Below are 24,189 nucleotides of genomic sequence, written 5' to 3' on the forward strand. Positions count from 1 at the left end.
TAAAAATAAAACGTAGAACTGCGGGAACGCAGGGGTCGCTTGCCCATAAGAGGAGGTTGCTCCTCTGTTCGCAAGAATCCCTCCTTCAAGCGTCAGCTAAGTGGTGGAGATTCAAAAGGGTTAGTTACTTAGCATCTGGCTCTCCAGCCGGGCTGTTTCCTCTTCAATCCGTACAGTATCAATGCGTTCGAAGAGCAGCTTCAGTTCATGGATGTTCTGTCCTGCCTGAACAGAGGACTGCTGCCATCCAGCCTCATCAAGGGACAAGAAGATGCGGAGCTCATCACAGGAAAAAGGAATGAACGGATTCAGCAGATTAGCCAGATTAGCAATGATCTGTACGCAGGTGTAGAGGGTATCTCCGCAGGTGTTGCGGTCTTCCTTGATCTGCAGCCAGGGTTTCTGTTCATCAAAGTATTTATTGGCTTGGCGAATATAACCAAAGATAAACTCCAGAGCCTCCTTAAAACTCCCGGATTCGATCAGCCTGCCGGCTTCGGCGTATAAGGTGTCGAAGTTCGCTCTCCACTTAGGCTCCAGTATTCCCTCCGGCACACAACCCCCGAAGGCTTTATTTATGAAGGCCAGGCTGCGGTTTACAAAATTGCCGAAGGCACCGAGCAGCTCGCCATTATGGCTGTGGATGAACTCCCTCCAGGAGAAGTCGGTATCACGCTTCTCGGGGCCGTTCGCAATCAGGAAGTACCGGATTGAATCCGGCTGATAGCGGCTTAGAATATCCGGTACCCAGACCGCCCAGTTGCGGCTGGTAGAGAATTTCTGCCCCTCCAGCGTCATGTACTCGCAGGCAAACAGACGGTCAGGCAAATGCAATCCGCCCACTCCCAATAATATGCCCGGCCAAATCAGACTATGAAAAGGCACGTTGTCTTTCCCATGCACATAATAAGAAGTTGCCTTGCCATCCTCAGCGGCGCTGTCGCGATTCTCCAGCCAGAAATCCTCCCAACGGTTTCCTGACTCTGCGGCCCACTGCTTGCTGGCGGACAGATAGCCGCTGACCGCTTCGATCCATACGTAGATTTTTTTACCGGTAAATCCGTCTACCGGCACATCCACGCCCCAATCAAGATCACGGGTAGCCGCGCGGTCTTGAAGCCCCTCTTGCAGATAACGCTGAGTCAACCGGACGGCATTATCCCTCCAGCCCTGAGATGATTCCGCATAGTCTGCCAGTTCCTTTTGAAAGCTTGAAAGAGAAAGATAGTAATGCTCTGTAGGCCGCAGTACCGGAGGGGTTCCGCAGATTTTACAGGATCTGTCCAGCAGATCGGACGGGTCGAGCAGGGTGGAGCAGTAATCGCATTGATCGCCGCGTGCCTGCTGCCCGCAGACCGGACACGTTCCCTCCACGTACCGGTCAGGTAGAAACCGCTGATCCTGCTCGCAGTAGCACTGGAGCGTTGTCTTTTTGTACAGGTGCCCGTTGTCCAGAAGTTTAAGAAATAGCTCACGAACGACCGTGTGGTGGGTTTCCTGATCTGTCCGCGTGTATAAATCGTAAGTGAAACCAAGCTTGTCGAAGCACTCCGCAAATTCCTCATGATAGCGGTCGGCGAATTCACCCGGCGTTACGCCCTCTTTGGCTGCCTGGACAGCCACCGGTGTACCATGGCAATCGCTGCCGGACACATACAGCACCCGATCACCTTTAGCCCGGTGGTAACGGGCCAGAATGTCACCGGGCAGAATGCTTGCCAGTCTTCCCAGATGCAGAGAGCCATTGGCGTAAGGCCACGCCCCTCCGATAAAGATATTGGACATTTTATCTCCTCCTAAAGTTTTGTGAGCGTTACTTCCAGATTGTCCTTCGAACAAAACTCGCTTCGGAAGCATATACTAAAGTTTTGTGAGCGTTACTTCCAGATTGTCCTTCGAAAAAAACTCGCTTCGGAAGCATATGCTCAAGTTTTGTGAGCCTTACTCCCACTCGCCCCGGGAGCATTTTTGGGCAACAAAAAAGACTCCCGTCCCCAAAAGGGACGAGAGCCTGTGCTCACGTGTTACCACCCAACTTCATCAATGCCTTGCGGCATTCACCTCTTCAGGTACGTCCGCTGTTCGCGGGTATACCCTAGCACGATAACGGATGCGGGTTCCGGCGCAGCCTACAACCCTCCTGGAGGGGTTCGATGCGCAGCTCAGAGACCATATTCCCTTGGATTTTCTTTGCTCCTTTTCAGCGTCCGGAGCTCTCTGTGAAAGATTGGCCAAGGTACTCTTTCTCTTCTTAGCTTTTGTGGTTATCCTAATTAATGGTTATCTTACGGCAGGAACGCGGTAGAAGTCAAGCGATTAATGCGGTTTTTGAATCTGGATTCATCAAAGACCGCTAATCAGTTTAATAAACTCACGAATCGTCAAAGCTGTGTAGAGCAGAAGACGATAGGAGGGAAAGGGATGCGCAGAATTAAGATTTGGGAAGCGGTGGTCTGTTTAATGCTGCTTCTGACGGCAGTTGGATGTGCTTCGTCCTATCAGGCGCCGAGTGTTGTGGAGATCCAGAGCATGACTGGTTTGGATGGAAAACCTGAAGGTTTAGACAGCCCTTTATCGCCTGTATTAGAGGATGTATACGAACGCTCGATTTCCACTGAGGTCTATTCGGTTGAATAAAGGCTCTCTTCACAGCGTAATGAAAATTCTGTATAATGGGTCAACTATCGTTTTTATATAAAGAGAGGAGACCTGTGGAAGTATGGCGGCGGAAATCGTACATGTAACGACAGATGAACAGCTCCAGATGGGACTGGACATCCGCAAAAAAGTATTTGTTGAAGAGCAAAAGGTACCGGAAGAAGAGGAAATTGATGAGTATGATGTAATCGGCGACAATGTGCATCATATCTTGCTGATGGATGAGGGTCTCCCGGTAGCTACCGGAAGATTGATTTATTATAAAGCAGGCACTGCGAAAATGCAGCGTATCGCAGTCGACAAAGACTACCGCAGCAAGGGATACGGGCGTATCCTGCTGTTGGCGCTGGAGGAGCTTGCCCGTGAGCTGGGCCTCGAATCATCCATCCTTGATGGACAATGCCAGGCGGAAGCCTTTTATAACAAGCTGGGGTATGAAGTGATCTCTCCAGAGCCATTCTATGATGCAGGTATTTTGCATGTGAGAATGCAGAAAACGCTTTAAACCTCAAAGTACATATTCTTTCGTTAGCGGGGCAAGCTAGAGTTGAGCCTATTGGCCAATCCGAGCGCGAAGGAGTAGATCCTAAGTGATGAACAATGAACGTGAACGGTTTACAGCGGCCCAAAGAAACGGTGACGGCGACCTGATGAAGTTCCAGACCTCTTCAGGACGTGTGCTGGACTACCAGCAAGCGCTGCAGGAGATTCAAGCGGGAAGCATAGCCGGAGTGAATGTGTTCAAAGGCAGAGATGGCGAGTTATACATCCGTGGCGATGCGGATGGCGATCCCACGAATAATCTGGATCAGCTGCCGCAATTCTAAAACCGCATAAATAAGAACAGCCGGACAGGCAGTGTCAGTTGACACTGCCTGTCCGGCTTTTTTGAAATATAAGAATTTGTATGCTTCACGCTATAAGTTATCCTTCTATTTCTACTTGCAGCTTCAAGGTTATAAACTGCAGTTAATAAAGATACGGGAAACTGAACCTCAAAGCTCATATATCTCATGCTGAACAAGAAACTCCATGTCTCCGGTCATCCCCTCAAATTCAGGCTTCCGGTCGCTGTAGTGCATTAAATAGATCAGCTTGCGTACATCATCAGGCAAAGACATCAGTTCCCGGAGGGTAGTATGAACCTGCCCCGATCCGCTGAGCTCACAGTCGTGAAAAATCTTCCGGACGCCGTGCTTGCGGACAAGCTTGATCAGCAGCTCAGGCTGGAAGGTCATATCGGCGCTGTAAAAGATATCGTTATTCAGCAGCAGCGAGTAGCTGTCCCGGCCGCGAATATGCGGGGTGCGAATCAATTGCAGTGTAATTTCCGGGGAAAGGGTGTAAGACTCACCTGGACGCAGGGTGGTTACATTGAACATTTCTTCGAGGGAATCTGCACGGGCTTCCTTTGAGCGAGCGCTCTTGCGGATGTGATCCCACAGCGGTTTGAGCAGTGTCTCTGGCAACAGCAGCTGCATTTTTCGGTTATTATCCTGCATCAACTCTATTGCCAGCTCTTCCAGCCCGCCGACATGATCATTATGGATATGTGTGATTAGCGTCGCGTTCACCTCACGGAACGATCGCCCTAATTGATGCATGGCGAGCGGGGCTGTAGCACCACAGTCTATGAGAAGCGAGAAGTTGCCATCCAGCAGCAGCCCGTTGTTATTATGGTAGGTATTGGAAAAAGCATCACCCGTACCTATCATTTGCAGTTGTATAGTCATACCGAAAATCCTCCAGTTCTAATTGTTGCCAAAGCAGGTTAACGTTATATTTTCAATATAGTAACATTTTGATGACAGAAATGAAATTTTCATCGCACTTCGGCGCAACTTGTGTCACCCTCGGCAGTATATATTAACAGCATGAATTATTTGGAGGGTCTCTGCTTATGAGGTGGAAAAAAGTTGCTCTGTGCGTAGTTGTATTTTCCCTGATGGGAAGTTCATTATTGTTCGCGGACGCTGTAAATCAGAAAATCAGGGTATGGAACAATGGGAAGGAAATGGCTGATGGCGGCTATTTGATTGATGGCAAGGCTTATATCCCGGCCAGGGAGGCTGGAGGCGTCGTGAACTGGGACGGTTCAGGCAAAGTGACCATTCTTAAGCCGAATGTACAGATTATTCTGTATAAGGGCGATGATGTATTTGGTAACGTGAATATCGGAAAACTCAAATTTAAGGTGTTGTCACAGGTGGACAGCTTGACAGATAGCATCACAGCAGTAAAAGTAGCCATTACCGATCCATCGGGAAATGTGAAGGACATTCAGTCGCAGGAGCTGGGCGGTTCGAAAAAAGAAGATTTCTGGTTCTCTACCTCAGAGTTCACCTATGATTTTAAAGAGTCCGGGAAGTACCGGGTGGGCTTCTATATTAAAGCCTCCAAGAATGTAGATTACGTACTTGTGTCAGAGAAGGTAATCACTGCACTAGATTAGGTATTTTGTACTGCCCTCAAATTGACCTGAACTTATCATACGTGTTACGATACCAAATGTAGGATAATTCAATTCAAAGTGAGGTATTTCAATGAGCGATCACAAACATGAGCATGGCCATGAACATGGTGAAGCATGCGGTTGCGGACATGATCACGACCATGAGCACGAGGAGTTTGTGCTGACCTTGACGAACGAGCAGGGCGAAGATGTAGAAATGGTGCTGGTAGAAACGTTCGATGTGGGCGAGAAATTATACGCGTTGTTGCTGGAACGCGAAAACCCTGAAGCGGATGGCATCATTCTGCGCATGGAAGAAGAAGATGAAGAAATGGTGCTTTACAACATTGAAGATGAAGCTGAATGGAAAGCCGTTGAAGAAGCTTACAACGAGCTGCTTGCCCAGCAAGAATAGATTTCAGTGTAGCACAGCCAAGAGGTTGCATGAATTCAGCACTGAGGCTTGCATGCAAAAACCCGATACCTATAGTATCGGGTTTTTGTATGAATGCCTATATTTTGCGGAAGGCTGGCCGATCAAGAGATCGGATCGGCTTCCACGACTACCTTGACAAAGTTGATGCTGCGGTCCTCCGGACCTTTGACCGGCAGCCCGATTTCCACATGGTCGATGATATAATCAATGTTATCCTGGGTAATTACTTCACCAGGGAGCAAAATCGGAATGCCCGGAGGATAAACATAGATGAATTCCGCAATGATATAACCTGCGGATTCGCGGAACGGAACTACCTGAGTATCCGCATAAAAGGCATCTCTTGGAATAAGGGCAAGCTGTGGAATTTCCGGCACCTGCACCTTTAGCTCATAGATCTCACCTTTGCTGTAATGGATGGCTGACAATACCTGCAGGGCGGAAAGCAGCTTATCTACGGAATCTTGGGTATCACCAGGCGTAATCAGGCAAAGAATATTATACATGTCGCTTAGTTCTACTTCGATGTTATACTTTTGGCGCAACCAATTTTCTGTTTCATAACCGGTTATTCCCAAATGGCGGACATGAATGTTAAGCTTGGTTGGATCAATATTAAAGGTGGCCTCTGTGCCAAGAATCTCTCTGCCAAAGCTATACAGACCGTCGATGTTGTTGATGGCCTCCCGGGCATAATTGGACAAGGCTATCGTTCTCTCGGCCATTTCATGGCCATTCAGAGCCAGATTGCGTCTGGAAGTATCCAGTGACGCAAGCAAAATATATGAGGTAGAAGTTGTTGTCAGCATACTGAGAATCGTCTGTACCCGCTGCGGGTTGACCAGCCCGGTTTTGGCATTCACGTTAAGCACCGAGCTCTGCGTCATGGAGCCGCCCAGCTTGTGAACGCTGGTTGCCGCCATGTCGGCACCGGCCTGCATGGCTGATACCGGAAGATCCTCATGAAAATGAATCAATACTCCATGTGCCTCGTCCACCAATACGGGAACCCCGTAGCTGTGGGCCAGGTCAACAATCGAACGCAGGTCAGCGCATACGCCAAAATACGTTGGATTGATTACTAGAACTCCTTTGGCGTCCGGATGGCGCCTTAATGCTCGTTCCAGCGAGCTGGTGGTAATGCCGTGGTCTATCCCAAGATTCTCATCCTGAACAGGTGAGACGAAAACAGGCTTGGCTCCGGAGAAAATAATTGCCGACATCACGGATTTGTGAATGTTGCGCGGCACAATTATTTTGTCTCCTTCTGAGCAGACAGAGAGGATCATAGTCATGATGGCATTGCTCGTGCCCTGTACGCTAAAATACGTATAGTCGGCGCCGAAAGCCTTCGCAGCCAGCTTCTGAGCTTCTTGTATTACGCCGGTAGGCTGATGAAGATCATCAAGCGGTGCGATATTGATCAAATCTATGGATAGAGCGTTATCGCCGATAAACTCACGGAATTCGGCATCGGTTCCTAGCCCCTTCTTATGCCCGGGAATATGAAATTGAACTGGGTTTCCAGCGGCATGCTTTTTGAGAGCAGTGAAGAGGGGAGTACGGTGTTGATCCATTTAATGCTGTCACAACCTTTCGCGAATAGTTTTTTTCAAGCAAGCATCAGTATAACAAATCAATCAACATAATACTAGGATGTGATCTAATGTCTGGCAAAGTAGCACAACGTATGCATATCAGCTTGGCCTCGCCCTTCATTATGGAAATGTGGGCTATTATCTTTTTGGTGGAATTTGTGAAAGGCTCGCTGCTTGTCGCCCTCCTGCCTGTGTATATGGAGAATATCCTCGGCTTGTCGGTAACGGTGGTAGGCTTTGCTTTTGCGTTGCAATATCTGGGGGACAACCTCTTCCGCAGCCCGTTCGGCTGGGTGATGGAGCGTATCGGCTTCCGCTGGACAATGACGGGCGCCCTGCTGCTGCTGGTAGTAGCGGTAGGGATGATTGTCTATGCTAAAGATGCGGTCAGTTTATCCATAGCCTGCCTGATTCTTGGAATTGGAACCTCCCCGCTGTGGCCTTGCACAATGACAGGGATTACGGAGCTGGCCGGTTCTACGAAGAGCGGCAGCAGCGGTGCGGCGATGGGTGCGGTAGAGATGGCTTCGCTGGCCGGAACCGGGATCGGGCCGATCACGATGAATTTTCTGATGGATCATGGCGGTCAAAGCTACCGCACGGTATTTCTTGTGCTTATGGGATGCGCAGCTGCTGTTGCTGCCGTTGCCCTGCTGCTCCCGTCCAAAATTGGTGGACATGCTCCCCATGTTGTACGTGACATCCACAGTGAAGAAGTTCCTGTAGAACAGCGCAAACCGTTTCAGCCGCTGCAGAGCCTCAAGCGGACGATGCACGCGGTCAGAAGCTCGCTGAAGGTAAGCCGGCTGCTGTTCCCGGCATTATTTCTGCAGGCTTTCGCCATCGGCCTTATGACACCGGTAGTTACTTTGTTTGCCCATTCGGAGCTGCATGTCACGCCGAATCAGTTCAGCCTGCTGCTCATTGCCGGTGGGGGGATCACGGTGCTGGCGCTCATTCCCGCCGGGAAACTGGTGGACCGGATTGGGACTACGGTGTTTCTGAACATTGGATTTCTGCTGGCAGCCGGTTCATTGGCCTTCTTCTCCCAGGTGCGCTGGCTGCCGCTGGCCTTCTGCGCTGTTGCGCTGGTTGGTGTTAGTTATGCACTTATTCTTCCGGCCTGGAACGCCTTTATTGCCTTGCAGGTGCCTAAGGGGGAGCGGGGCACCGTATGGGGCCTTTTCCTGACACTCCAAGGCTCCGGCATGGTAGCAGGCCCTGTACTGTCAGGCAGACTGTGGGATTCAGTCAGCCATAGCGCTCCTTTTCTGGCCAGCTCATTTGTGATGGTGCTGCTGTTCGGACTGCATCTGCTTATTGTCCATCGGACAAAATTAAAGACAGGAACAAGCTGATCTGGAGCGGGTTGGCATCGGCCGGTGACACCAATAAAGCCGCAGGCTGACGGAGTGAATCATCCGTCAACCTGCGGCTTTATTGCAGCCATAGACTTTGTATGTGTCTAGAAGGACATACGGTACAAGGGTAGCAGCGTTTCGAAGGTCTGCTGGATAAGCTCAAGTAGCTTATCCTCATCCGACAAAATCGGATCATCTTTGCCGATCCGCAGACCGCACGTAATCTCGGCTTTCTTGACTTCCTTCAGCTTGCGGGCAAGCTCGGCGAACTGCCGGTCGTCCATGTCTGATTCCCGGATTCCCTTAGGATCCAAGTGGTCGGTCGACCAGAAATAGCTTCCCGGAAGCCCGGCGCGGATAGCTGCAGATTGCTTCGCCAGTGCATCCGCGAAGACCCCCTTGTTGGAGCTCTCATAGATAATGGCAAAAACAACAAACAAGTGGCTGTAGAACATACCGACCTGGAAATGCGGCAGAGCCTTGTACCCGCGTTTATTCGGGCCCCAGGCCACCCATGTATCATTCGGGGCATGAACGGTGCGCCGGGCGTGCTTGGCTACATGCGGGAACATTTCTTCTCCGCACAGCGCGGACAGGACTGGAGCAAGTTCGTTGCCAAGCTCATTCAGTTTAGGCCGCACCCGGGCAATGAGGGCATCCATTCTCGGCTCCAGGCCCTCAATTTGAAATACTGCAAAATCATCATGTGTAAATCCTTGAAATGGCATTATAGCGTCTCCTTGTTCAAAAGATAGATTCGCATGCATGTAAGCATTGCTGAAATTGCTGCAGCTGCCGCATATTTCCATCTCAAAGCCTCTAAATCCAGTAAAAACAGCGGGAAGCGTTTGGGATTAGCAGGAAACGGGTAAAAATAGTCAATAAACCAAGTTACCGCTACATAAAATGAAGTATAAAATAAGAGTAAGACGAACGCAAAGTTAAGATCGCAAGTGGAGGTCCGGCAGTCAATTTTACCTAGGAAAAAAGCTAATAAAGCTGGTTTTGCAGAAGCAAAGCTGTTAGGGGGGAGTGCCGTGAACAAAAATGACGAAGTGGAGTATTGCAATCTGGAGCTGCGGTTTGACCGACAGCATATACAGGATCTCATTAAGGACTTGATAAAAGATGGCTATTCCCTTTACTGGAGTGAGAATGAAAGTGTTTTTTTGATTTCGGTGCGCACCGGCCGCAAGCTGGTAAAGCTCCGCTTCCAGCGGATTAAGGATGGTTACAAGCTGGTAGGCGATTATATGATCCGTGATGCGCGCCTGTCCGAATGGATGGAGAAGCTGATTGGCGATATGCGAGGTCATGCCGTAGTCAAACGTTTCCGTGACCGCCAGATTATCATTGAGAATATTTTATTTGGTGAAGTGATCCGTCTGGTGGAAATTTCCGGGTATCAGCAGCGTGTACTGTATCAGAAAGGGCCGATGCTCACGGATCAGGAGCTGACAAAGCTTTTTTACTCCGGTGAAGGAGAAGAGCGGATCCGCCAGCGGAGGATTGAGGTTGATGAACAGCTGGACCGGTTAAATGAGGCCCTTCGCAGTGAAGATGCTGCACTTGCAGAGTCCTGTATGGCTGAACTCAGCTTTTTGCAACGGGAGCTAAATATGCTTGAATGGTAACAAAGATCGGCTTCATTTGGTTAAGGGCATCCCTCAGCAGGGGTGCCCTAACTTTGTATTTCAACTTGTGGACAGGGGTTCACTTCTGGCGGTAAAAACGTTAAAATAGTCATTGTGAGCAATTTCCTTCAACTTAAGGACTTTGTCAATGAAATTGATCTCTATTTCGCAGGCGGAACTTTGCTGTATCTGACAAAGGGTGGTATTCTTATACTGCGAGAAATGGATTTCACAAAAATATAGGATGCAAAGGGTGGAGGACCAGATGGCAAAACAACAAATCGGCGTAATTGGCTTAGCGGTAATGGGTAAAAATTTGGCTCTAAACATCGAGAGCAGAGGCTTTACCGTATCGGTATTCAACCGTTCCCCGGAGAAGACACATGATCTTGTTGCCGAAGCGGAAGGCAAAAATCTGGTGGGCACTTTTTCCATTGAAGAGTTTGTAGAATCACTCGAAGTACCGCGTAAAATTCTGATCATGGTTCAGGCGGGCAAAGCTACCGATGCCACAATTGAGCAGCTTCTGCCGCATCTTGATCAAGGCGATATTATTATCGACGGCGGCAACGCTTATTTCCCTGATACGGTTCGCCGCAGCAAAGAACTGGAAGAAAAAGGCTTCCGATTCATCGGTACCGGAGTTTCCGGCGGTGAAGAAGGCGCGCTTAAAGGACCTTCCATTATGCCAGGCGGTCAAGAAAGTGCATATAAGCTTGTTGAACCTATCCTTACGGCAATTTCGGCCAAAGTGGACGGAGAGCCTTGCTGTACATATATCGGACCGGACGGTGCAGGACACTATGTAAAAATGGTGCACAACGGCATCGAGTACGGCGACATGCAGCTGATCTGCGAAGCTTACCAGCTTTTGAAGGATGTGCTTGGTCTGGATGCCAAAGAGCTGCACAGCATCTTCAAAGAGTGGAACAGCGGCGAGCTTGACAGCTATCTGATTGAAATCACAACGGATATTTTCGCACAATATGATGAAGAAACCGGCAAACCGATGGTTGACGTTATCCTCGATGCCGCCGGACAAAAGGGAACAGGCAAATGGACAAGCCAGAGCTCACTTGATCTTGGCGTGCCGCTGTCCATGATCACCGAATCCGTATTCTCCCGCTTCCTGTCTGCAATGAAGGATGAGCGTGTAGAAGCCAGCAAAGTGCTGAGCGGACCGGAAACCGAACCTTTCCAAGGGGACAAAGCAGAATTTATCGAAAATGTGCGCAAAGCTTTGTTCGCGAGTAAAATCGTATCCTATGCGCAAGGCTTTGCGCAGCTGCGCGTAGCTTCCGACGAATACGGCTGGGATCTGAAATACGGCAGTCTGGCCAAGATTTGGCGCGGCGGCTGCATTATCCGCTCCCGTTTCCTCCAGAATATCACCGATGCCTATGAAACCAATCCGGAGCTTAAGAACCTGCTCTTGGATCCGTTCTTTAAAGACATCATGGGTTCATACCAATCCGCATGGCGCAAGGTTGTTGCCGCTGCTGTAACTCAAGGGGTTCCGGTTCCGGGATTCGCAAGCGCATTGGCCTACTATGACAGCTACCGTACGGAACGCCTGCCTGCGAATCTGCTGCAAGCACAGCGTGACTACTTCGGCGCCCATACGTTCCAACGTGTGGACAAAGAAGGCGTCTTCCACCACAACTGGCTCGCTGAATAGTTATTTGGCTCAGCTGCAAACAGCGGCCCGAACGGCTTCCCGCACCCGGGAGGCTTTCGGGCCTTTTTTTCGGAATCTACAGGACGGGAATCGCATTGTGCAAAGTTTTGACCCTGTGTTATGATATGACAAATGTCGCGGTTGGAGGGTAGTCATGACTGGGGAGTTAGAACAACAACAGAGTTACAATACCTTGCGTAAAAATATTATCCTTGTAGGAATGATGGCCACGGGTAAGTCAACAGTGGGTGCCATGCTGGCGGAGGAACTGGGCTTTGAACTGGTTGATTTGGATCATGTCATTATAGAGAGTGAAGGCCGGAGTATTGCCGATATTTTTGCCGATGGCGGTGAAGCGTATTTCCGTAAGGTTGAAACTGCAGTACTTCAGCGGATGCTTGAAGGAGAGGGCAGAATTATTTCGACAGGCGGAGGTGCAGCACTGGCTCCAGGGAATGCCGGGATGATGTTGGAAAATGGGCTTGTTGTGGCGCTTACGGCCACCGAAGAAGTCATCTTATCCCGCGTCAGCGGAGATCAGAACCGGCCGCTGCTCGCTGGCAACGCGCAGGAAAGGGTCCGCACCATCATGGAGCAGCGCCGGGAGGCTTACCGTTTCGCGCATTGCACAGTCGATACTTCGGAGCTGAGTGCGGCAGAAGTGTCGCAGCATATTTTAATGCATTACCGCGGTTGAGCTTTTAAGTATACTTGTGTGCGGCTTACGCCTCTGCACTTTCATTCCATTCAATCATTCCGCCGCTGAGGTTGGAGCCTTTGAAGCCGAACTGCTGCAGATATTCGCAGACACGCTGGCTGCGGGCACCTGAGCGGCAAATGAAGACGATCTCGGTCTCTGCCGGGAGCTCTTCCGTGCGCTGCGGAATCTCGCCCATTGGGATATGCTGAGCGCCGGGAATCATCCCGAAGGCGACTTCATCATCTTCACGTACGTCTATCAATACAAGGTCTTCGCCTGTCTCCAGACGCTTCCGCAATTCCTGCGGTGTAATTTGGGGGATCTCATTCATGGTTGTGACCTCTTTTCTATCGGAAGATTGGTTTAATGATAACACAAGTGGAGAATAGCCTGTCAAACGAAGCACTATATATCAACTACATTAACTAAGGAGCGCTTATATCATGGACGTTATTGTTAGGCCGACGCCAGCTTTGCAAGGAGAATTTGGAGCTTTGTCTTCCAAAAATTACACTACACGTTACCTGCTTGTTGCCGCTCTATCCGAGGGCGTCAGCACGATCTACTATCCTGCACATAGTGAGGACAGCGATGCGATCCGCAGATGTATTGCCGATCTTGGAGCAGTGCTTACGGAGGATGAAGAGAAGATTGTCATTCAAGGCTTTGGCCGGCATCCCCGTGACGTCAAGGAACTTAATGTAGGGAATGCCGGGGCCGTCCTGCGCTTTCTGATGGCTGTAGCTGCGCTGAGCCCGGAGGTGACTTTCGTGAACACGTACCCGGATTCTCTGGGCAAACGCCCGCATGATGACCTCATTGCAGCACTCGGCCAGATTGGTGTTCAAGTGGAGCATAATAATGGGAGACTTCCGATAACCATTCGCGGCGGCAAGCCGGTTGGCGGCCGGATTACCGTCTCCGGTGCAGTCAGCTCACAGTATCTTAGTGCGCTGCTCTTCCTGACGCCGCTGCTAGAAGAGGACAGCGAGATCGTCGTACTGGATGATCTGAAGTCGAAGGTTGTTGTCGGCCAGACGCTGGAGGTGCTGGAGCAGGCAGGAATCGTAGTTCATGCTGCTGACGATTATATGTCCTTTAAGGTGCCGGGGCGCCAGGCCTATGCGGCCAAGTCTTACACTGTGCAGGGGGATTATCCGGGATCTGCGGCTGTGCTTGCGGCAGCGGCTGTCACCCAATCGGATGTGAAAATTCACCGGCTTGCCGAGAAGAGCAAGCAAGGAGAACGGGCAATTGTGGATGTGCTGCGTATGATGGAAGTACCGCTTACTCACGAAGACGGAACAGTGCATGTGCAGGGGAACGGCACTCTAAAGGCTGTGGAATTCGACGGCGATGCGGCAACCGATGCCGTGCTGGCGATGGTGGCGGCGGCGGTATTTGCCGAAGGGACCTCGCGTTTCTACAACGTGGAGAATTTGCGTTATAAGGAATGCGACCGGATTACCGACTATCTGGCGGAGCTGACCCGCGCCGGAGCCAAGGTTGAGGAGCGCCGCGATGAGATCATCGTGCACGGCATGCCTGAGGGTGTCGAAGGCGGAGTAACGATCAATGCGCATTATGATCACCGGGTAATTATGGCGCTGACGGTAGTGGGCCTTCGTGCCCGTAAGCCGCTGCTGATTAAGGACGCCCATCATGTCGCCAAGTCCTATCCACAATATTTCGACCACCTGCGTGCGCTTGGAGCAAATGTGGAGTGGGTACAATAACAATGTAGGATGCTGATCCAGGTGAAGTCCGCTTATAATAGGAAGTTTTGGTTTCACCTGCTGATTCGGCACTAAAGCGAAAGGGGTAACAAACATGAGCTTTGAGAACCCGACCCGGGAGCAAATCGGTGATATTCTTGCTTCCGCAGGTAATATTGCTGTTGTAGGTCTTTCTGACAAATCGGACCGTACCTCCTATATGGTGGCTTATGCGATGCAGAGCCGCGGATACCGGATTATTCCGGTTAACCCTACAGTAGACGGAGAGATTCTAGGGGAGAAATGCTACCATACGCTGGCTGAAATACCGGAGCCGGTGGACATTGTCAATGTGTTCCGCCGCAGCGAATACTGCGCCGAAGTGGCGCAGGAGGCAGCTGATATCGGCGCACATGTGCTGTGGCTCCAGCAGGGCATTATCAGCAAGGAGGCTGCTGACATTGCCGCAGAGCACGGCATGACGGCGATCATGGACCGCTGCATCAAGGTCGAGGAAGCGATCACGATGCACGGGCGCAGCCGGCAGTAGTATTTAGGGGGGCGGGGGAGGAACCAGTACTCTCGTAATTCTGGAACCCCGGAACGCTGGAAGCCCGGAAGCCTAGTACCCCTTAACGGGGAAGACAAGGAAGGTATACAGCAAATTTTGCTGCTCTGATCCTATTTCATCTAGAAATAGCCAGATTGTGTTGCTATACTGGAATTAGACGAAGAACGTCCATGTACCCGTGATTAGTTTGCGGGAGGTGGGCGTTCTTTTTTTATTTACCGGGAGGGGATCAGATGGAGTTTGAGGCAGCACATCGTTTATTCATCGAGCAGCATACGTCGGAGAGAAGTGGGGAGCGTAAGGGGAGGCTGGTCAGAGGTCACAATTTTGCGGAGCGGCTGTTTTTGCAGAATGTGTGGTGGCCGCTGTTTGAATCGCTTGAGCATTTGCATCCAGAATATGAAGTTTACGATTGGAACCGCAAATCGCAGTTTCTGGACTTCGCTTTTCTGCCGCAAAATGGGGGCCGGTTCGGGATCGAATGCGACGGCTTTCAAAGTCATGTCAAAGATATGGACCGCGAGAAGTTCAGCTATTCCTTGAACCGCGATAGTTTCCTCACCGGGATGGGCTGGAGGATGCTCCACTTTTCCTTCGACGATGTTCAGCAGCGTCCCGAAGTTTGCCGGATGCTCCTGCAGCTGGTACTTGCGCCTTATTTAGCTAAAAAGACGCTAGCCGCAGATATTTTGTCCGAAGAGAAAGAAGTGCTGCGCCTGGCCTGGCGTATTGCTAAACCGCTCCGCCCCAAGGATGTGTGCGACTATTTCCAGATTAATTATCGTACGGCCCGGAGGCTGTTACAGTCACTCAGTGACAAAGGATTACTCAAACCGGTAAATTCAAAGCAGAGGGTGCGGTTCTACGAAGTAAAAGCAATGCAGGCTGATCAAATATGGTAAGTGGATAGGGAAATGAAAAGCAAAACAAAGCAATCTTGCCTGCATTCTTGAATGCAGTCTGATTGAGGTGTAGATGGAATTAAGGAACTAGGGTGAGTTTTGATTGAATATTAGGATGAAAATGGAATAGATGCACTTCGTGCAACTAAATGATGTTGAAAGTTTCTTTTTTGAAGTATAGCTGCACTTGGTACAACTAAAAGTTGCTAAATGGCTCCTTGGAGCAGGAAATGCGATTTGTAGATGTATAAAGTGCAGTTAAACTAATATTACTGTTTAAAAGTGCTATTTTAGTTGTACAGAATACACTTAAATGACTGGAGTGACTGGAGTGACTGGAGTGACTGGAGTGACTGGAGTGACTGGAGTGACTGGAGTGACTGGAGTGGCTGGAGTGGCTGGAGTGGCTGGAGTGGCTGGAGTGGCTGGAGTGACTGGAGTGACTGGAGTGACTGGAGTGGCTGGAGTGACTGAAGTGACTGGAGTGACTGGAGTGACTGGAGTGGCTGGAGTGGCTGGAGTGACTGAAGTGACTGGAGTGACTGGAGTGGCTGGAGTGACTGGAGTGGCTGGATCGTCTCCCCATGCCCACGCATGCTCATTAATGATTTGTTATTAAGCCTCGTAGGGCCTACTTCTCTGTTTCCTTCACAGCAGCGAACAGCATCCAGACTACACTAAATTACGAATAAAGTTTCCCATAATCACGGGAACCGTGGTATCCTAATTCTTGCCGCATTCTTTTGACAAAAGCAGTCGCAGCGCGTACCATTCAATATAGAATGAAAGGAGAGGGTCACCTTGAATTGGCTCGGATCATTGCAGCAGTTGGGCAGAGCCATAATGCTTCCTACCATGGTGCTTCCGGCGGCCGCCATCCTGCTTAGTCTGGGCAGCTTACCGTGGTCTGCATGGGGACTTTCTTCGGTATCCGAAGTGACTACATATGCGGGGCAGGGAATATTTTATTTCATGCCTTATTTGTTTGCTGTCGGCGTAGCGTGGGGGTTGTCCAATCAGGCCGGACCGGCTGGGCTGGCTGCACTGGCTGGAATGTTCACTTATGACCGGATTGTTACCCATATGGGGAACGGGGATGTTCAGCCTGCTACATTAATCGGAATCATACTCGGGATTGTCGCCGGCGTGGCGCATAACCGGTTTAAAAATATCAAGCTTCCAGAAGCCATACAATTCTTCGGAGGTTCACGGTTTGTCCTGCTGTTCATGGGTCTGTTCTCGGCCTTTTTCGCCTGGGTGATGCTCGGCGTTTCTCCGCTGCTTCAGCAAGGGCTGGATGTGCTTTTCCGGGATATACAGGCGACCGGCGGATATGGCGTGTTTGTCTACGGGGTGCTTTACAGGGTGCTTACGGCCTTTGGCCTCCATCATATTCTAAATAATGTGTTCTGGTTTCAGCTGGGCAGCTTTGCTACTCCTGACGGCAGCGCGGTCGTCCAGGGGGATTTGCCGCGGTTTTTTGCGGGAGATCCTACTGCGGGCATCTTTATGGCCGGACTTTTTCCGATCATGATGTTCGCACTGCCGGCGATTGCCTTAGCTATTATTCAGGAAGCCCGGGAGGATTTGAAGCCGAAGATCCGCAAAACCTTTTTGCGTGCCGCAATGGTCTGCTTTTTGACCGGTGTGTCGGAGCAAATTGAGTTCGCTTTCCTGTTCGCTTCGCCATATTTATTCGCGCTGCACGTAGTCATGTCCGGTCTTGCGATGGTGTTGACCTATTCGCTTGGCATCCATCATGGGTTCTCTTATTCGGCGGGGGTAATTGACTTTATCCTCAACCTGCATCTGTCGCAGCGCGCCTGGCTGCTGATCCCGATCGGGATCGGTTATGGGATTGTCTATTATAACGTGTTCCGCTGGGCGATCCGCCGTTTCCAGATTCCGACGCCGGGGCGTGAGGAAGGCTCTGAACTGGGCGACTGGGCAGGGAATATTCCGTATCAGGCTCCGCTCATTCTGGAGGCGCTCGGGGGCAAAGAGAACATCGTACAAGTTCAGGCTTGCATCACCCGTTTAAGATTAACTGTGCATAATGACCGATTCATTGATACCGGGGCGCTCAAGGGATTGGGCTCGGCCGGAATTATAAAGCTGGGCGGCGGGAACGTGCAGGTGGTATTCGGCACCTACTCAGAGCTGATCCGCGAGGAGATTGACAAGCTGATGCTTCGTGATCTGCCGCAGGTGCTGTTCAGTTCTCCAATGCAGGGCCGAATGATGCCGATTGAGGAAGTGCCGGACCATATCTTTGCCGCGAAGCTGGTTGGGGACGGGGTGGCCTTTTTCCCGGATAAAGGGGAGCTAGTCTCACCCGTGTTTGGCAAGGTGATGCACGTGTACCCTACAATGCACGCAGTGGGCATTTCAACGCCCGAAGGGCTGGAGGTACTTATGCATATAGGGATCGACACTTCACAGCTTAAGGGGCCGTTTGAGGCGCTTGTGCAGGAAGGGGACAGTGTGGAGCCGGGCCAGTTGCTGGTGAGATTCGATCTTACCTTTTTGCGTGAACATGCGGCTTCGCTTGCTACACCGATGGTGATTACCAACCCTGACCGTGTGAAATCCTGGAGCTATGCTCCATTTAAAACTGTGAAAAAGGGGCAATCGTCCGTAATGTCCGTGGTATTACATGAAAGCAATGTTGGAGGGATTGAAGCATGATACAAGGCATAGGCGCTGCAGCAGGTGTTGCCATCGGGAAGGCCTTTGTCTTGCCGAACTGGGAATGGAGCCTGCCGGATACGCAGGTAAATCCGGTGGATCTGGCCAAGGAATTTGAGCGTTTATACGAAGGAATCCGCACCTCGAAAGATGAAATTGAGTTTATCAAAAGAGAATTCAGGGAGGTCGTGGGGCCGGAGGAATCGAGCATTTTTGACGCCCATCTGGCAATTCTGGATGATCCCGTGTTCATGAGTGAAATCCGTGGCATTATCGAACGCCAATACAAGGCGGCTGAAGTGGCGGTTAAGGAAGCCATTGACCATTTTGTAGCGATGTTTGATCTGCTGGACGATGAATATATGAAAGAGCGGGCAGTTGATATCAAGGATGTCGGCAACCGTCTGCTGAAGCATTTGCTGGGTGCACCCGAGGTAACTCTGCCGTCTGATACACAGCCCTATATACTGGTGGCGAAGGAGTTATCTCCCTCTCAGTTGGTTCATTTGAATCCGGTCTATGTGCTGGGAATTGTCACCATGATGGGCGGCAAAACTTCCCATTCCTCCATAATGGCCCGGGCGCTTGGTATTCCGCTGGTGGCTGGCTTGGAGAACAAGCTGACCAATCCGATCCAGACCGGAGATCTGCTGGTGCTCGATGGTGAAACCGGGATTCTGCAGCTTCATCCGGACGAGCTTACGGTAAGAGACTATGCAGCGAGACGCGATAAGCAGCAGCGCAAAAGAGAGCAGCTGGAGCTGCTTGCTACTGTGGAGGCCATCACCAAAGACGGTGTATCTCTGCGGCTAGCCGGTAATATCAGCTCGGTCAAAGAGCTGGATATGGCGCTGAAGTACGGAGCGGAGGGCGTTGGTTTGTTCCGTACAGAATTTTTGTACATGGACCGTCATTCCTTCCCGACGGAAGAAGAGCAGTTTGAGGTTTACAAGCTCGTTGCCGAAAAGGTTGGCAGCAACACCGTTGTGATCCGTACCCTGGATATCGGGGGAGACAAGCATCTGGATTATTTCCAGCTTCCTGACGAGCAGAACCCATTCCTGGGCTACCGTGCCATCCGGATCAGTCTCGACCGCAAAGATATGTTCAAAACACAGCTGACTGCGATCCTGCGTGCCAGCCACTACGGCAATGTAAAGATGATGTTCCCGATGATTTCCTCCGTAGAAGAAGTACAAGCTGCCAAAGCGGTGCTGAATGAGGTCAAGGCAGAGCTGGACGAGCAAGGCGTTCCGTATAACCGCAATGTACCGGTAGGCATCATGATTGAGGTTCCGGCTGCCGTTATGATCGCGGATCTGCTGGCGGAAGAAGTGGACTTTTTCAGCATTGGGACAAATGATCTGGTGCAGTATGTGCTGGCCGTTGACCGGATGAATGAACAGATTGCCCATATGTATCACCCTTATCATCCAGCGGTATTGCGCATGATTCGCATGACAGTGGAAGCTGCGCGGCAAGTAGGCATCGGTGTGAGTATTTGCGGTGAAATGGCTGCCGATGAACGTTCTCTGCCGCTCTGGCTGGAGCTGGGGATCAGCGAGCTGAGTATGTCGCCGCAGGCCTTGCTGCGGGTGAAGCATCGTACGCTGAACACACTGGCGTCGGAAGCCAGAGAGATGGCCAAAGCATGCTTCCGGCACCGTACCAGTCTGCAGACAGAAGAGATGCTAAGCGCATTTGCAGGACGGAGCGGCTTATCGCTGAGTATGGGTGGAGATCCGAAAGAGAAGACATCCTAGTCTTAGGCAATCAGAATAATATTCGATGAAGTGAAGGGTCCGGCGATAGCGCCGGACTTTTTGCGTTACTGATCTTGAACCGCCATTTATAAAAAAAGTAAAACCGTTTTCCCCTTGAGAGAGTCAGTATAGATGAAAGTACAAAAAGGCGCTTTTTGAGGCTGCTGTGTGAGGGAGGCAAAGCAACGGAGAATGGAAAATCTAATGGAGGCTGAACGGGTACAGTTTGGTGATGAGAGTGGACAGGCTTTTATCCGGCTCGTATCAGAGCAGAAGAAAATACTATACGGGATCGCTTTCAGTTACTTCCGCAGTGAGTCAGATGCACTCGAAATGCTGCAGGAAGCTACGTACCGGGCGTGGAGCAAACGAAAAAGTCTCAAAGATCCGGAACGGTTTGCACCTTGGGTGACACGAATTCTGATCAACTGCTGCAACGATGAACTGAAGCGGAGAAAACGGTTAGTTTCCGTAGAGCCTGCGAATACAGGCAGTACTGGAGTGATGGAAATGACCAGTGACCGCAAGCTGGACATGGAGCAGGCCCTTGACGTTCACCTTGAACGGCTACCCGAATCCGCTGAAGGAAACGGTATCCCTTTCCATCCGTAAATAGCTGCCTTAGGCGGCAACAAGCCCTGCACTCCGGCAAGTCGGAGAGGCAGGGCTTGTTTATCCTCGTGAGGAGATTGCTTTCAGCTTATTCTCCGGCTAGTGCATCGCAGAAGGCTTTGCCGTAAGGCGGCAGATCCGGTGGCCGGCGGGCGGAGATAATGTGCCCGTCAGTTACCACGGGCTCATCCTTCCAGATGGCTCCGGCATTTTCCATGTCATCACGGATGCCGGGCGTAGAAGTAACGGTTACGCCTTCCAGGACTTTGGCTGAAATCAGCACCCAGCCTGCATGGCAGATTTGGCCGATCGGCTTCTTGGCTTCATTGAAATCCTGTACCAGCTTCAGTACCGCGCTGTAACGGCGGATCTTATCGGGTGCCCAGCCTCCCGGTACCAGAATGCCGTCGTAATCGGCTGCGCTGAGCTCATCCCAGGAATATTCAGCTGTGGCGGGAACCCCGTATTTGCCGACATAAGTCTTGCCCTTCGTTAGGCCTGCCAGATGCACCTCGGCTCCTTCTTCTCTTACCCGGTATACGGGATACCAGAGCTCCAAATCTTCGAATTCATCGTCAACAAGTGCGATGACCTTTTTACCGGCCAGTCTCATGTTCAGCAGCTCCTTTCAGGAATGTGATGCTTGTCCTGTACATTCTATCAAATTTGAAATATGAAGTCATCTTAAGGTATTGAAAACACTGGATTATTTACCAAATAAATCTTTTTATGCAAATCAGAAGGGATTATGGAGAGAGAGGTCGAATATAGTTATTGAAAAGGCGGACTCTCGTGTTGTTTCAATATTATTCCTGAGGTGTGGGAGATGAAAAAAGACATTCTGGTAAAGAAAACATGCGGCTGTGGCGGAGTTATGACTATACATATGCATACATTGATTTATAGCGGTAAGATAAAAATTACCCATGTTCCGGTCTACACCTGCGGATTATGTGCCCGTTACGAGCCCTTGCCCTTTATCAAACGGGATCTGGGCGAACTGATCGGTGAGATGGGGGAGCATCCTGCCAAGCTCCATCTTTCTCTTGCTGACAGAAATGAATGGGCCAATGTGCTGAAGGAAACTTTTTCCACGGGCTTTTTCCACGGCGGTATCTCTGAGCTGGAAGAGAGCATCCGCTCGGCTATTCAAAGCCGTATTGATCTGTTGCTTGATGTTTATCGAGTTGCCGGGGATCTGGCTGACCTGAAATGGATGGAAGAAACGGCTCAAAGATTGTCACAATTGACGTTACAATGTACAAAAAGCGCTAAATGAAAAAGTTTTTCTGCAAAATCAATGAAAATTTTTCACGAATGTTGGATTTTTCACGCGCTTTTTGTTACGATAGTACCAGGTTAGTTGAATTGTGGCTGTGCGGATGAGAACTATTGCTGATTTTCACCCCTTCCCTGGCTGCTGACATTTTCAGTTTTGCGAGTGGAGAGCTACTTTGAAGCATTAGTGAATACAGCCCGCGTCAGGATGATGTGTTCAGCCTTTGAAAGAATTTTGAAAGGAAAATGAAGCGTTATCATTGCACAATTGTACAAAGTGTCGTATCATAATTTTAATTAGTCGAACGATAAAATTTATCGCAATGGAGAGAGTAATTTGACGGTAACCATTTACGATGTAGCTCGAGAAGCAGGCGTATCTATGGCTACGGTATCACGGGTTGTGAATAATAACCCCAATGTGAAACCGCAGACCCGGAAGAAGGTTTTTGAAGCGATTGAGCGTTTGGGCTATCGTCCAAATGCCGTGGCGAGAGGACTCGCCAGCAAGAAAACGACAACTGTTGGGGTTGTCATCCCCGATATCTCAAACTCGATTTTTGCTGAAATTGCACGCGGGATTGAAGATATCGCCAATATGTATCATTACAATATTATCCTGTGTAACGCAGACAAGCGTAAAGAGAAGGAAATCCGGGTCATCAACACCCTGCTTGAGAAACAAGTGGACGGGCTGCTCTTCATGGGCGGAACAGTGACGGAAGAACATATCCAAGCCTTCCAGACTTCTGCCGTTCCGATTGTTCTTTGCGCAACACGTGATGAGAAGGGAACCTATCCTTCGGTTGATATCGATCATGAGAATGCTGCATTTGACGCTGTCAACACACTTATCCGCCACGGTCATCGTGAGATTGCAATGATCAGCGGAACGCTGCAGGATCCTGCAAACGGTTATGCACGTTTCCATGGCTATAAGAAAGCACTGGAAGCTGCAGGTATTGAGTACCAGGAGGATCTCGTGCGGATCGGTAATTACCGGTACGAATCCGGTGTCGAAGCCATGAAGTACTTCCTGGGCCTTAAGAAGAAACCAACTGCGATCTTTGCCGCAACAGATGAAATGGCAATTGGTGCCATTCACAGCATACAGGATGAGGGCCTTAAGGTGCCGGATGATTTCTCGATCATCAGTGTGGATAACATCCGCATGGCTTCGATGGTTCGCCCTCTATTGACGACTGTAGCCCAGCCAATGTATGACCTGGGTGCGGTAGCCATGAGACTGCTCACGAAGCTGATGAAGAAGGAAACCGTTGAGAATCCGCGTGTCATCCTGCCGCATGAAACGATTCTCCGCTTGTCCGTCAATCATGTAAACAAATAATACAAGCTTACAAGTAGCATATAAGATCATAAAAAGCTCCTTTTGGGGCTTTTTATGCTGTATACATATAATTATTAATCAGGAGGAGTTGCGATGAGTGAAGTGTTCGGATTAATCGGAGCCATGGATGAAGAAATTAAACTGCTGCTGGAGAGTATGGACAATAGGGTGACAACAGTTAAGGCAGGCATAAAGTACTACACAGGGACGGTGTTTGGCAAATCGGCTGTGTTGTGCAAATCAGGGGTAGGCAAAGTCAACGCGGCGGTCACGACGCAAATTCTGCTGGACACCTTCGGCGTCTCGCGGGTATTGTTCACAGGAGTAGCAGGTGCAGTCCATCCTGGACTGGACATCGGTGATATCGTGATCTCTTCGCAGTGTATTCAGCATGATATGGATGTATCTGCATTGGGATACCCCAGAGGGGTTATTCCTTATCAGGAGATTTCCGCCTTTCCGGCAGATCAAACACTGGTGCAGCTTGCTGAACAAGCCTGTCATGACCTTAAGCAGCAATCGGTGACCGGAGTTGTATTGTCCGGTGATCAATTTATAGCCAGTGCGGAGTTGGTCGCCAAGCTGCGGCTGGAGCTGAACGGCGCCTGCGCCGAGATGGAAGGGGCTGCTGTTGCTCAGGTGTGTTTCATGAATGAAATCCCCTTTGTCATCCTCCGTTCAATGTCAGATAAGGCTGACGGTTCAGCGAATGTCAATTACCACGAATTCACAGTAGAGGCTTCCGAGCGTTCCCATGCCATACTTGAATATATGCTGAAGGCAATGTGATCTGCA

25 protein-coding genes and 1 other annotated feature are annotated in these 24,189 nt (G+C 50.2%); of the genes, 19 read left to right on the forward strand and 6 right to left on the reverse strand.

Annotation, left to right across the window (positions count from 1 at the left end):
• Nucleotides 1–120 precede the first annotated feature (120 nt).
• A complete protein-coding gene (gene metG, locus NST99_RS13575; protein WP_341092372.1) occupies nucleotides 121–1,785 on the reverse strand; it encodes a methionine--tRNA ligase in 1,665 nt (554 codons plus the stop codon).
• A gap of 211 nt (nucleotides 1,786–1,996) precedes the next feature.
• Nucleotides 1,997–2,262: a binding site (T-box leader), on the reverse strand.
• Nucleotides 2,263–2,421: 159 nt separating this feature from the next.
• Here metG and NST99_RS13580 point away from each other — a divergent pair.
• From NST99_RS13580 to NST99_RS13590, 3 genes are all read left to right on the forward strand, one after another.
• Nucleotides 2,422–2,637, forward strand: coding sequence for a hypothetical protein (locus tag NST99_RS13580; RefSeq protein ID WP_341092374.1), 216 nt, complete (start codon nucleotides 2,422–2,424; stop codon nucleotides 2,635–2,637).
• A gap of 82 nt (nucleotides 2,638–2,719) precedes the next feature.
• Nucleotides 2,720–3,163, forward strand: coding sequence for a GNAT family N-acetyltransferase (locus NST99_RS13585; protein WP_341092376.1), 444 nt, complete (start codon nucleotides 2,720–2,722; stop codon nucleotides 3,161–3,163).
• A gap of 85 nt (nucleotides 3,164–3,248) precedes the next feature.
• Nucleotides 3,249–3,485 carry a DUF3892 domain-containing protein gene (locus tag NST99_RS13590; RefSeq protein ID WP_341092377.1) on the forward strand — a complete coding sequence of 79 codons (237 nt, stop codon included), beginning with the start codon at nucleotides 3,249–3,251 and terminating at the stop codon, nucleotides 3,483–3,485.
• Nucleotides 3,486–3,653: 168 nt separating this feature from the next.
• Here NST99_RS13590 and NST99_RS13595 read toward each other — a convergent pair whose 3' ends face one another.
• Nucleotides 3,654–4,391: an MBL fold metallo-hydrolase gene (locus NST99_RS13595; RefSeq protein WP_341092378.1), complete on the reverse strand. Its 738-nt coding sequence runs from the start codon at nucleotides 4,389–4,391 to the stop codon at nucleotides 3,654–3,656.
• Nucleotides 4,392–4,558: 167 nt separating this feature from the next.
• Between NST99_RS13595 and NST99_RS13600 the strand changes: the two genes are divergently transcribed.
• Nucleotides 4,559–5,110 (forward strand): copper amine oxidase, encoded by a 552-nt coding sequence (locus NST99_RS13600; RefSeq protein ID WP_341092380.1) that lies wholly within the window; start codon nucleotides 4,559–4,561, stop codon nucleotides 5,108–5,110.
• Between the two features lie 91 nt (nucleotides 5,111–5,201).
• Complete coding sequence (locus NST99_RS13605; protein ID WP_019911532.1) at nucleotides 5,202–5,525, forward strand: DUF1292 domain-containing protein; 324 nt, start codon at nucleotides 5,202–5,204, stop codon at nucleotides 5,523–5,525.
• A 122-nt stretch (nucleotides 5,526–5,647) separates the two neighbouring features.
• Here the strand turns inward: NST99_RS13605 and NST99_RS13610 are convergent, their stop codons facing one another.
• Nucleotides 5,648–7,123, reverse strand: coding sequence for an aminotransferase class I/II-fold pyridoxal phosphate-dependent enzyme (locus NST99_RS13610; RefSeq protein ID WP_341092381.1), 1,476 nt, complete (start codon nucleotides 7,121–7,123; stop codon nucleotides 5,648–5,650).
• An 89-nt stretch (nucleotides 7,124–7,212) separates the two neighbouring features.
• On the opposite strand from NST99_RS13610, the gene NST99_RS13615 reads away from it, so the two are divergent.
• The gene (locus tag NST99_RS13615) at nucleotides 7,213–8,502 is read left to right on the forward strand and encodes an MFS transporter (protein WP_341092383.1); all 1,290 of its coding nucleotides are present in this window, start codon (nucleotides 7,213–7,215) and stop codon (nucleotides 8,500–8,502) included.
• 107 nt (nucleotides 8,503–8,609) lie between these two features.
• On the opposite strand, the gene NST99_RS13620 is transcribed toward NST99_RS13615, so the two are convergent.
• Nucleotides 8,610–9,233: a DUF1054 domain-containing protein gene (locus NST99_RS13620; RefSeq protein WP_341092384.1), complete on the reverse strand. Its 624-nt coding sequence runs from the start codon at nucleotides 9,231–9,233 to the stop codon at nucleotides 8,610–8,612.
• Between the two features lie 309 nt (nucleotides 9,234–9,542).
• Between NST99_RS13620 and NST99_RS13625 the strand changes: the two genes are divergently transcribed.
• The 3 genes from NST99_RS13625 (at nucleotide 9,543) to NST99_RS13635 (ending at nucleotide 12,514) form a co-directional block, all read left to right on the forward strand.
• A complete protein-coding gene (locus tag NST99_RS13625) occupies nucleotides 9,543–10,139 on the forward strand; it encodes a hypothetical protein (RefSeq protein WP_076112069.1) in 597 nt (198 codons plus the stop codon).
• Nucleotides 10,140–10,404: 265 nt separating this feature from the next.
• On the forward strand, nucleotides 10,405–11,817 hold the full coding sequence (gene gndA, locus NST99_RS13630; RefSeq protein ID WP_341092385.1) for an NADP-dependent phosphogluconate dehydrogenase: 1,413 nt from the start codon (nucleotides 10,405–10,407) through the stop codon (nucleotides 11,815–11,817).
• 154 nt (nucleotides 11,818–11,971) lie between these two features.
• The gene (locus NST99_RS13635; protein ID WP_341092386.1) at nucleotides 11,972–12,514 is read left to right on the forward strand and encodes a shikimate kinase; all 543 of its coding nucleotides are present in this window, start codon (nucleotides 11,972–11,974) and stop codon (nucleotides 12,512–12,514) included.
• 25 nt (nucleotides 12,515–12,539) lie between these two features.
• Here the strand turns inward: NST99_RS13635 and NST99_RS13640 are convergent, their stop codons facing one another.
• Complete coding sequence (locus NST99_RS13640; protein ID WP_038590436.1) at nucleotides 12,540–12,848, reverse strand: rhodanese-like domain-containing protein; 309 nt, start codon at nucleotides 12,846–12,848, stop codon at nucleotides 12,540–12,542.
• A gap of 112 nt (nucleotides 12,849–12,960) precedes the next feature.
• Between NST99_RS13640 and aroA the strand changes: the two genes are divergently transcribed.
• The 7 genes from aroA (at nucleotide 12,961) to NST99_RS13675 (ending at nucleotide 20,768) form a co-directional block, all read left to right on the forward strand.
• Nucleotides 12,961–14,253, forward strand: coding sequence for a 3-phosphoshikimate 1-carboxyvinyltransferase (aroA, locus tag NST99_RS13645; RefSeq protein WP_341092387.1), 1,293 nt, complete (start codon nucleotides 12,961–12,963; stop codon nucleotides 14,251–14,253).
• A gap of 94 nt (nucleotides 14,254–14,347) precedes the next feature.
• Complete coding sequence (locus NST99_RS13650) at nucleotides 14,348–14,782, forward strand: CoA-binding protein (RefSeq protein ID WP_340898839.1); 435 nt, start codon at nucleotides 14,348–14,350, stop codon at nucleotides 14,780–14,782.
• 254 nt (nucleotides 14,783–15,036) lie between these two features.
• A complete protein-coding gene (locus NST99_RS13655; protein WP_341092390.1) occupies nucleotides 15,037–15,705 on the forward strand; it encodes a hypothetical protein in 669 nt (222 codons plus the stop codon).
• Between the two features lie 313 nt (nucleotides 15,706–16,018).
• Nucleotides 16,019–16,324, forward strand: a complete 306-nt coding sequence (locus tag NST99_RS13660; RefSeq protein ID WP_341092391.1) for a hypothetical protein — start codon at nucleotides 16,019–16,021, stop codon at nucleotides 16,322–16,324.
• 182 nt (nucleotides 16,325–16,506) lie between these two features.
• On the forward strand, nucleotides 16,507–18,393 hold the full coding sequence (locus NST99_RS13665) for a glucose PTS transporter subunit IIA (RefSeq protein WP_341092392.1): 1,887 nt from the start codon (nucleotides 16,507–16,509) through the stop codon (nucleotides 18,391–18,393).
• Entirely contained in the window at nucleotides 18,390–20,156 is a 1,767-nt protein-coding gene (gene ptsP, locus NST99_RS13670) for a phosphoenolpyruvate--protein phosphotransferase (RefSeq protein ID WP_341092395.1), read from the forward strand. Before NST99_RS13665 ends, ptsP begins: the two co-directional genes overlap by 4 nt.
• A gap of 192 nt (nucleotides 20,157–20,348) precedes the next feature.
• Nucleotides 20,349–20,768, forward strand: a complete 420-nt coding sequence (locus NST99_RS13675) for a sigma factor (protein WP_341092397.1) — start codon at nucleotides 20,349–20,351, stop codon at nucleotides 20,766–20,768.
• Between the two features lie 88 nt (nucleotides 20,769–20,856).
• On the opposite strand, the gene NST99_RS13680 is transcribed toward NST99_RS13675, so the two are convergent.
• A complete protein-coding gene (locus NST99_RS13680; protein WP_341092398.1) occupies nucleotides 20,857–21,381 on the reverse strand; it encodes a type 1 glutamine amidotransferase domain-containing protein in 525 nt (174 codons plus the stop codon).
• Nucleotides 21,382–21,642: 261 nt separating this feature from the next.
• Between NST99_RS13680 and NST99_RS13685 the strand changes: the two genes are divergently transcribed.
• From NST99_RS13685 to NST99_RS13695, 3 genes are all read left to right on the forward strand, one after another.
• A complete protein-coding gene (locus NST99_RS13685; RefSeq protein ID WP_341092399.1) occupies nucleotides 21,643–22,047 on the forward strand; it encodes a hypothetical protein in 405 nt (134 codons plus the stop codon).
• 336 nt (nucleotides 22,048–22,383) lie between these two features.
• A complete protein-coding gene (ccpA, locus tag NST99_RS13690; RefSeq protein WP_038590464.1) occupies nucleotides 22,384–23,394 on the forward strand; it encodes a catabolite control protein A in 1,011 nt (336 codons plus the stop codon).
• A 93-nt stretch (nucleotides 23,395–23,487) separates the two neighbouring features.
• Nucleotides 23,488–24,183, forward strand: coding sequence for a 5'-methylthioadenosine/adenosylhomocysteine nucleosidase (locus NST99_RS13695; protein ID WP_341092403.1), 696 nt, complete (start codon nucleotides 23,488–23,490; stop codon nucleotides 24,181–24,183).
• Nucleotides 24,184–24,189 lie beyond the last annotated feature (6 nt).

The organism is Paenibacillus sp. FSL L8-0470, from assembly GCF_038008625.1.
Classification (GTDB): Bacteria; Bacillota; Bacilli; order Paenibacillales; family Paenibacillaceae; genus Paenibacillus_AQ.

Bases quoted from the DNA above. Each gene is read 5' to 3' on its own strand.
- metG (WP_341092372.1), bottom strand. From the start codon at position 1,785: ATGTCCAATATCTTTATCGGAGGGGCGTGGCCTTACGCCAATGGCTCT.
- NST99_RS13580 (WP_341092374.1), top strand. From the start codon at position 2,422: ATGCGCAGAATTAAGATTTGGGAAGCGGTGGTCTGTTTAATGCTGCTT.
- NST99_RS13585 (WP_341092376.1), top strand. From the start codon at position 2,720: ATGGCGGCGGAAATCGTACATGTAACGACAGATGAACAGCTCCAGATG.
- NST99_RS13595 (WP_341092378.1), bottom strand. From the start codon at position 4,391: ATGACTATACAACTGCAAATGATAGGTACGGGTGATGCTTTTTCCAAT.
- NST99_RS13600 (WP_341092380.1), top strand. From the start codon at position 4,559: ATGAGGTGGAAAAAAGTTGCTCTGTGCGTAGTTGTATTTTCCCTGATG.
- NST99_RS13605 (WP_019911532.1), top strand. From the start codon at position 5,202: ATGAGCGATCACAAACATGAGCATGGCCATGAACATGGTGAAGCATGC.
- NST99_RS13610 (WP_341092381.1), bottom strand. From the start codon at position 7,123: ATGGATCAACACCGTACTCCCCTCTTCACTGCTCTCAAAAAGCATGCC.
- NST99_RS13615 (WP_341092383.1), top strand. From the start codon at position 7,213: ATGTCTGGCAAAGTAGCACAACGTATGCATATCAGCTTGGCCTCGCCC.
- NST99_RS13620 (WP_341092384.1), bottom strand. From the start codon at position 9,233: ATGCCATTTCAAGGATTTACACATGATGATTTTGCAGTATTTCAAATT.
- gndA (WP_341092385.1), top strand. From the start codon at position 10,405: ATGGCAAAACAACAAATCGGCGTAATTGGCTTAGCGGTAATGGGTAAA.
- NST99_RS13635 (WP_341092386.1), top strand. From the start codon at position 11,972: ATGACTGGGGAGTTAGAACAACAACAGAGTTACAATACCTTGCGTAAA.
- NST99_RS13640 (WP_038590436.1), bottom strand. From the start codon at position 12,848: ATGAATGAGATCCCCCAAATTACACCGCAGGAATTGCGGAAGCGTCTG.
- aroA (WP_341092387.1), top strand. From the start codon at position 12,961: ATGGACGTTATTGTTAGGCCGACGCCAGCTTTGCAAGGAGAATTTGGA.
- NST99_RS13650 (WP_340898839.1), top strand. From the start codon at position 14,348: ATGAGCTTTGAGAACCCGACCCGGGAGCAAATCGGTGATATTCTTGCT.
- NST99_RS13655 (WP_341092390.1), top strand. From the start codon at position 15,037: ATGGAGTTTGAGGCAGCACATCGTTTATTCATCGAGCAGCATACGTCG.
- NST99_RS13660 (WP_341092391.1), top strand. From the start codon at position 16,019: ATGACTGGAGTGACTGGAGTGACTGGAGTGACTGGAGTGACTGGAGTG.
- ptsP (WP_341092395.1), top strand. From the start codon at position 18,390: ATGATACAAGGCATAGGCGCTGCAGCAGGTGTTGCCATCGGGAAGGCC.
- NST99_RS13675 (WP_341092397.1), top strand. From the start codon at position 20,349: ATGGAAAATCTAATGGAGGCTGAACGGGTACAGTTTGGTGATGAGAGT.
- NST99_RS13680 (WP_341092398.1), bottom strand. From the start codon at position 21,381: ATGAGACTGGCCGGTAAAAAGGTCATCGCACTTGTTGACGATGAATTC.
- NST99_RS13685 (WP_341092399.1), top strand. From the start codon at position 21,643: ATGACTATACATATGCATACATTGATTTATAGCGGTAAGATAAAAATT.
- NST99_RS13695 (WP_341092403.1), top strand. From the start codon at position 23,488: ATGAGTGAAGTGTTCGGATTAATCGGAGCCATGGATGAAGAAATTAAA.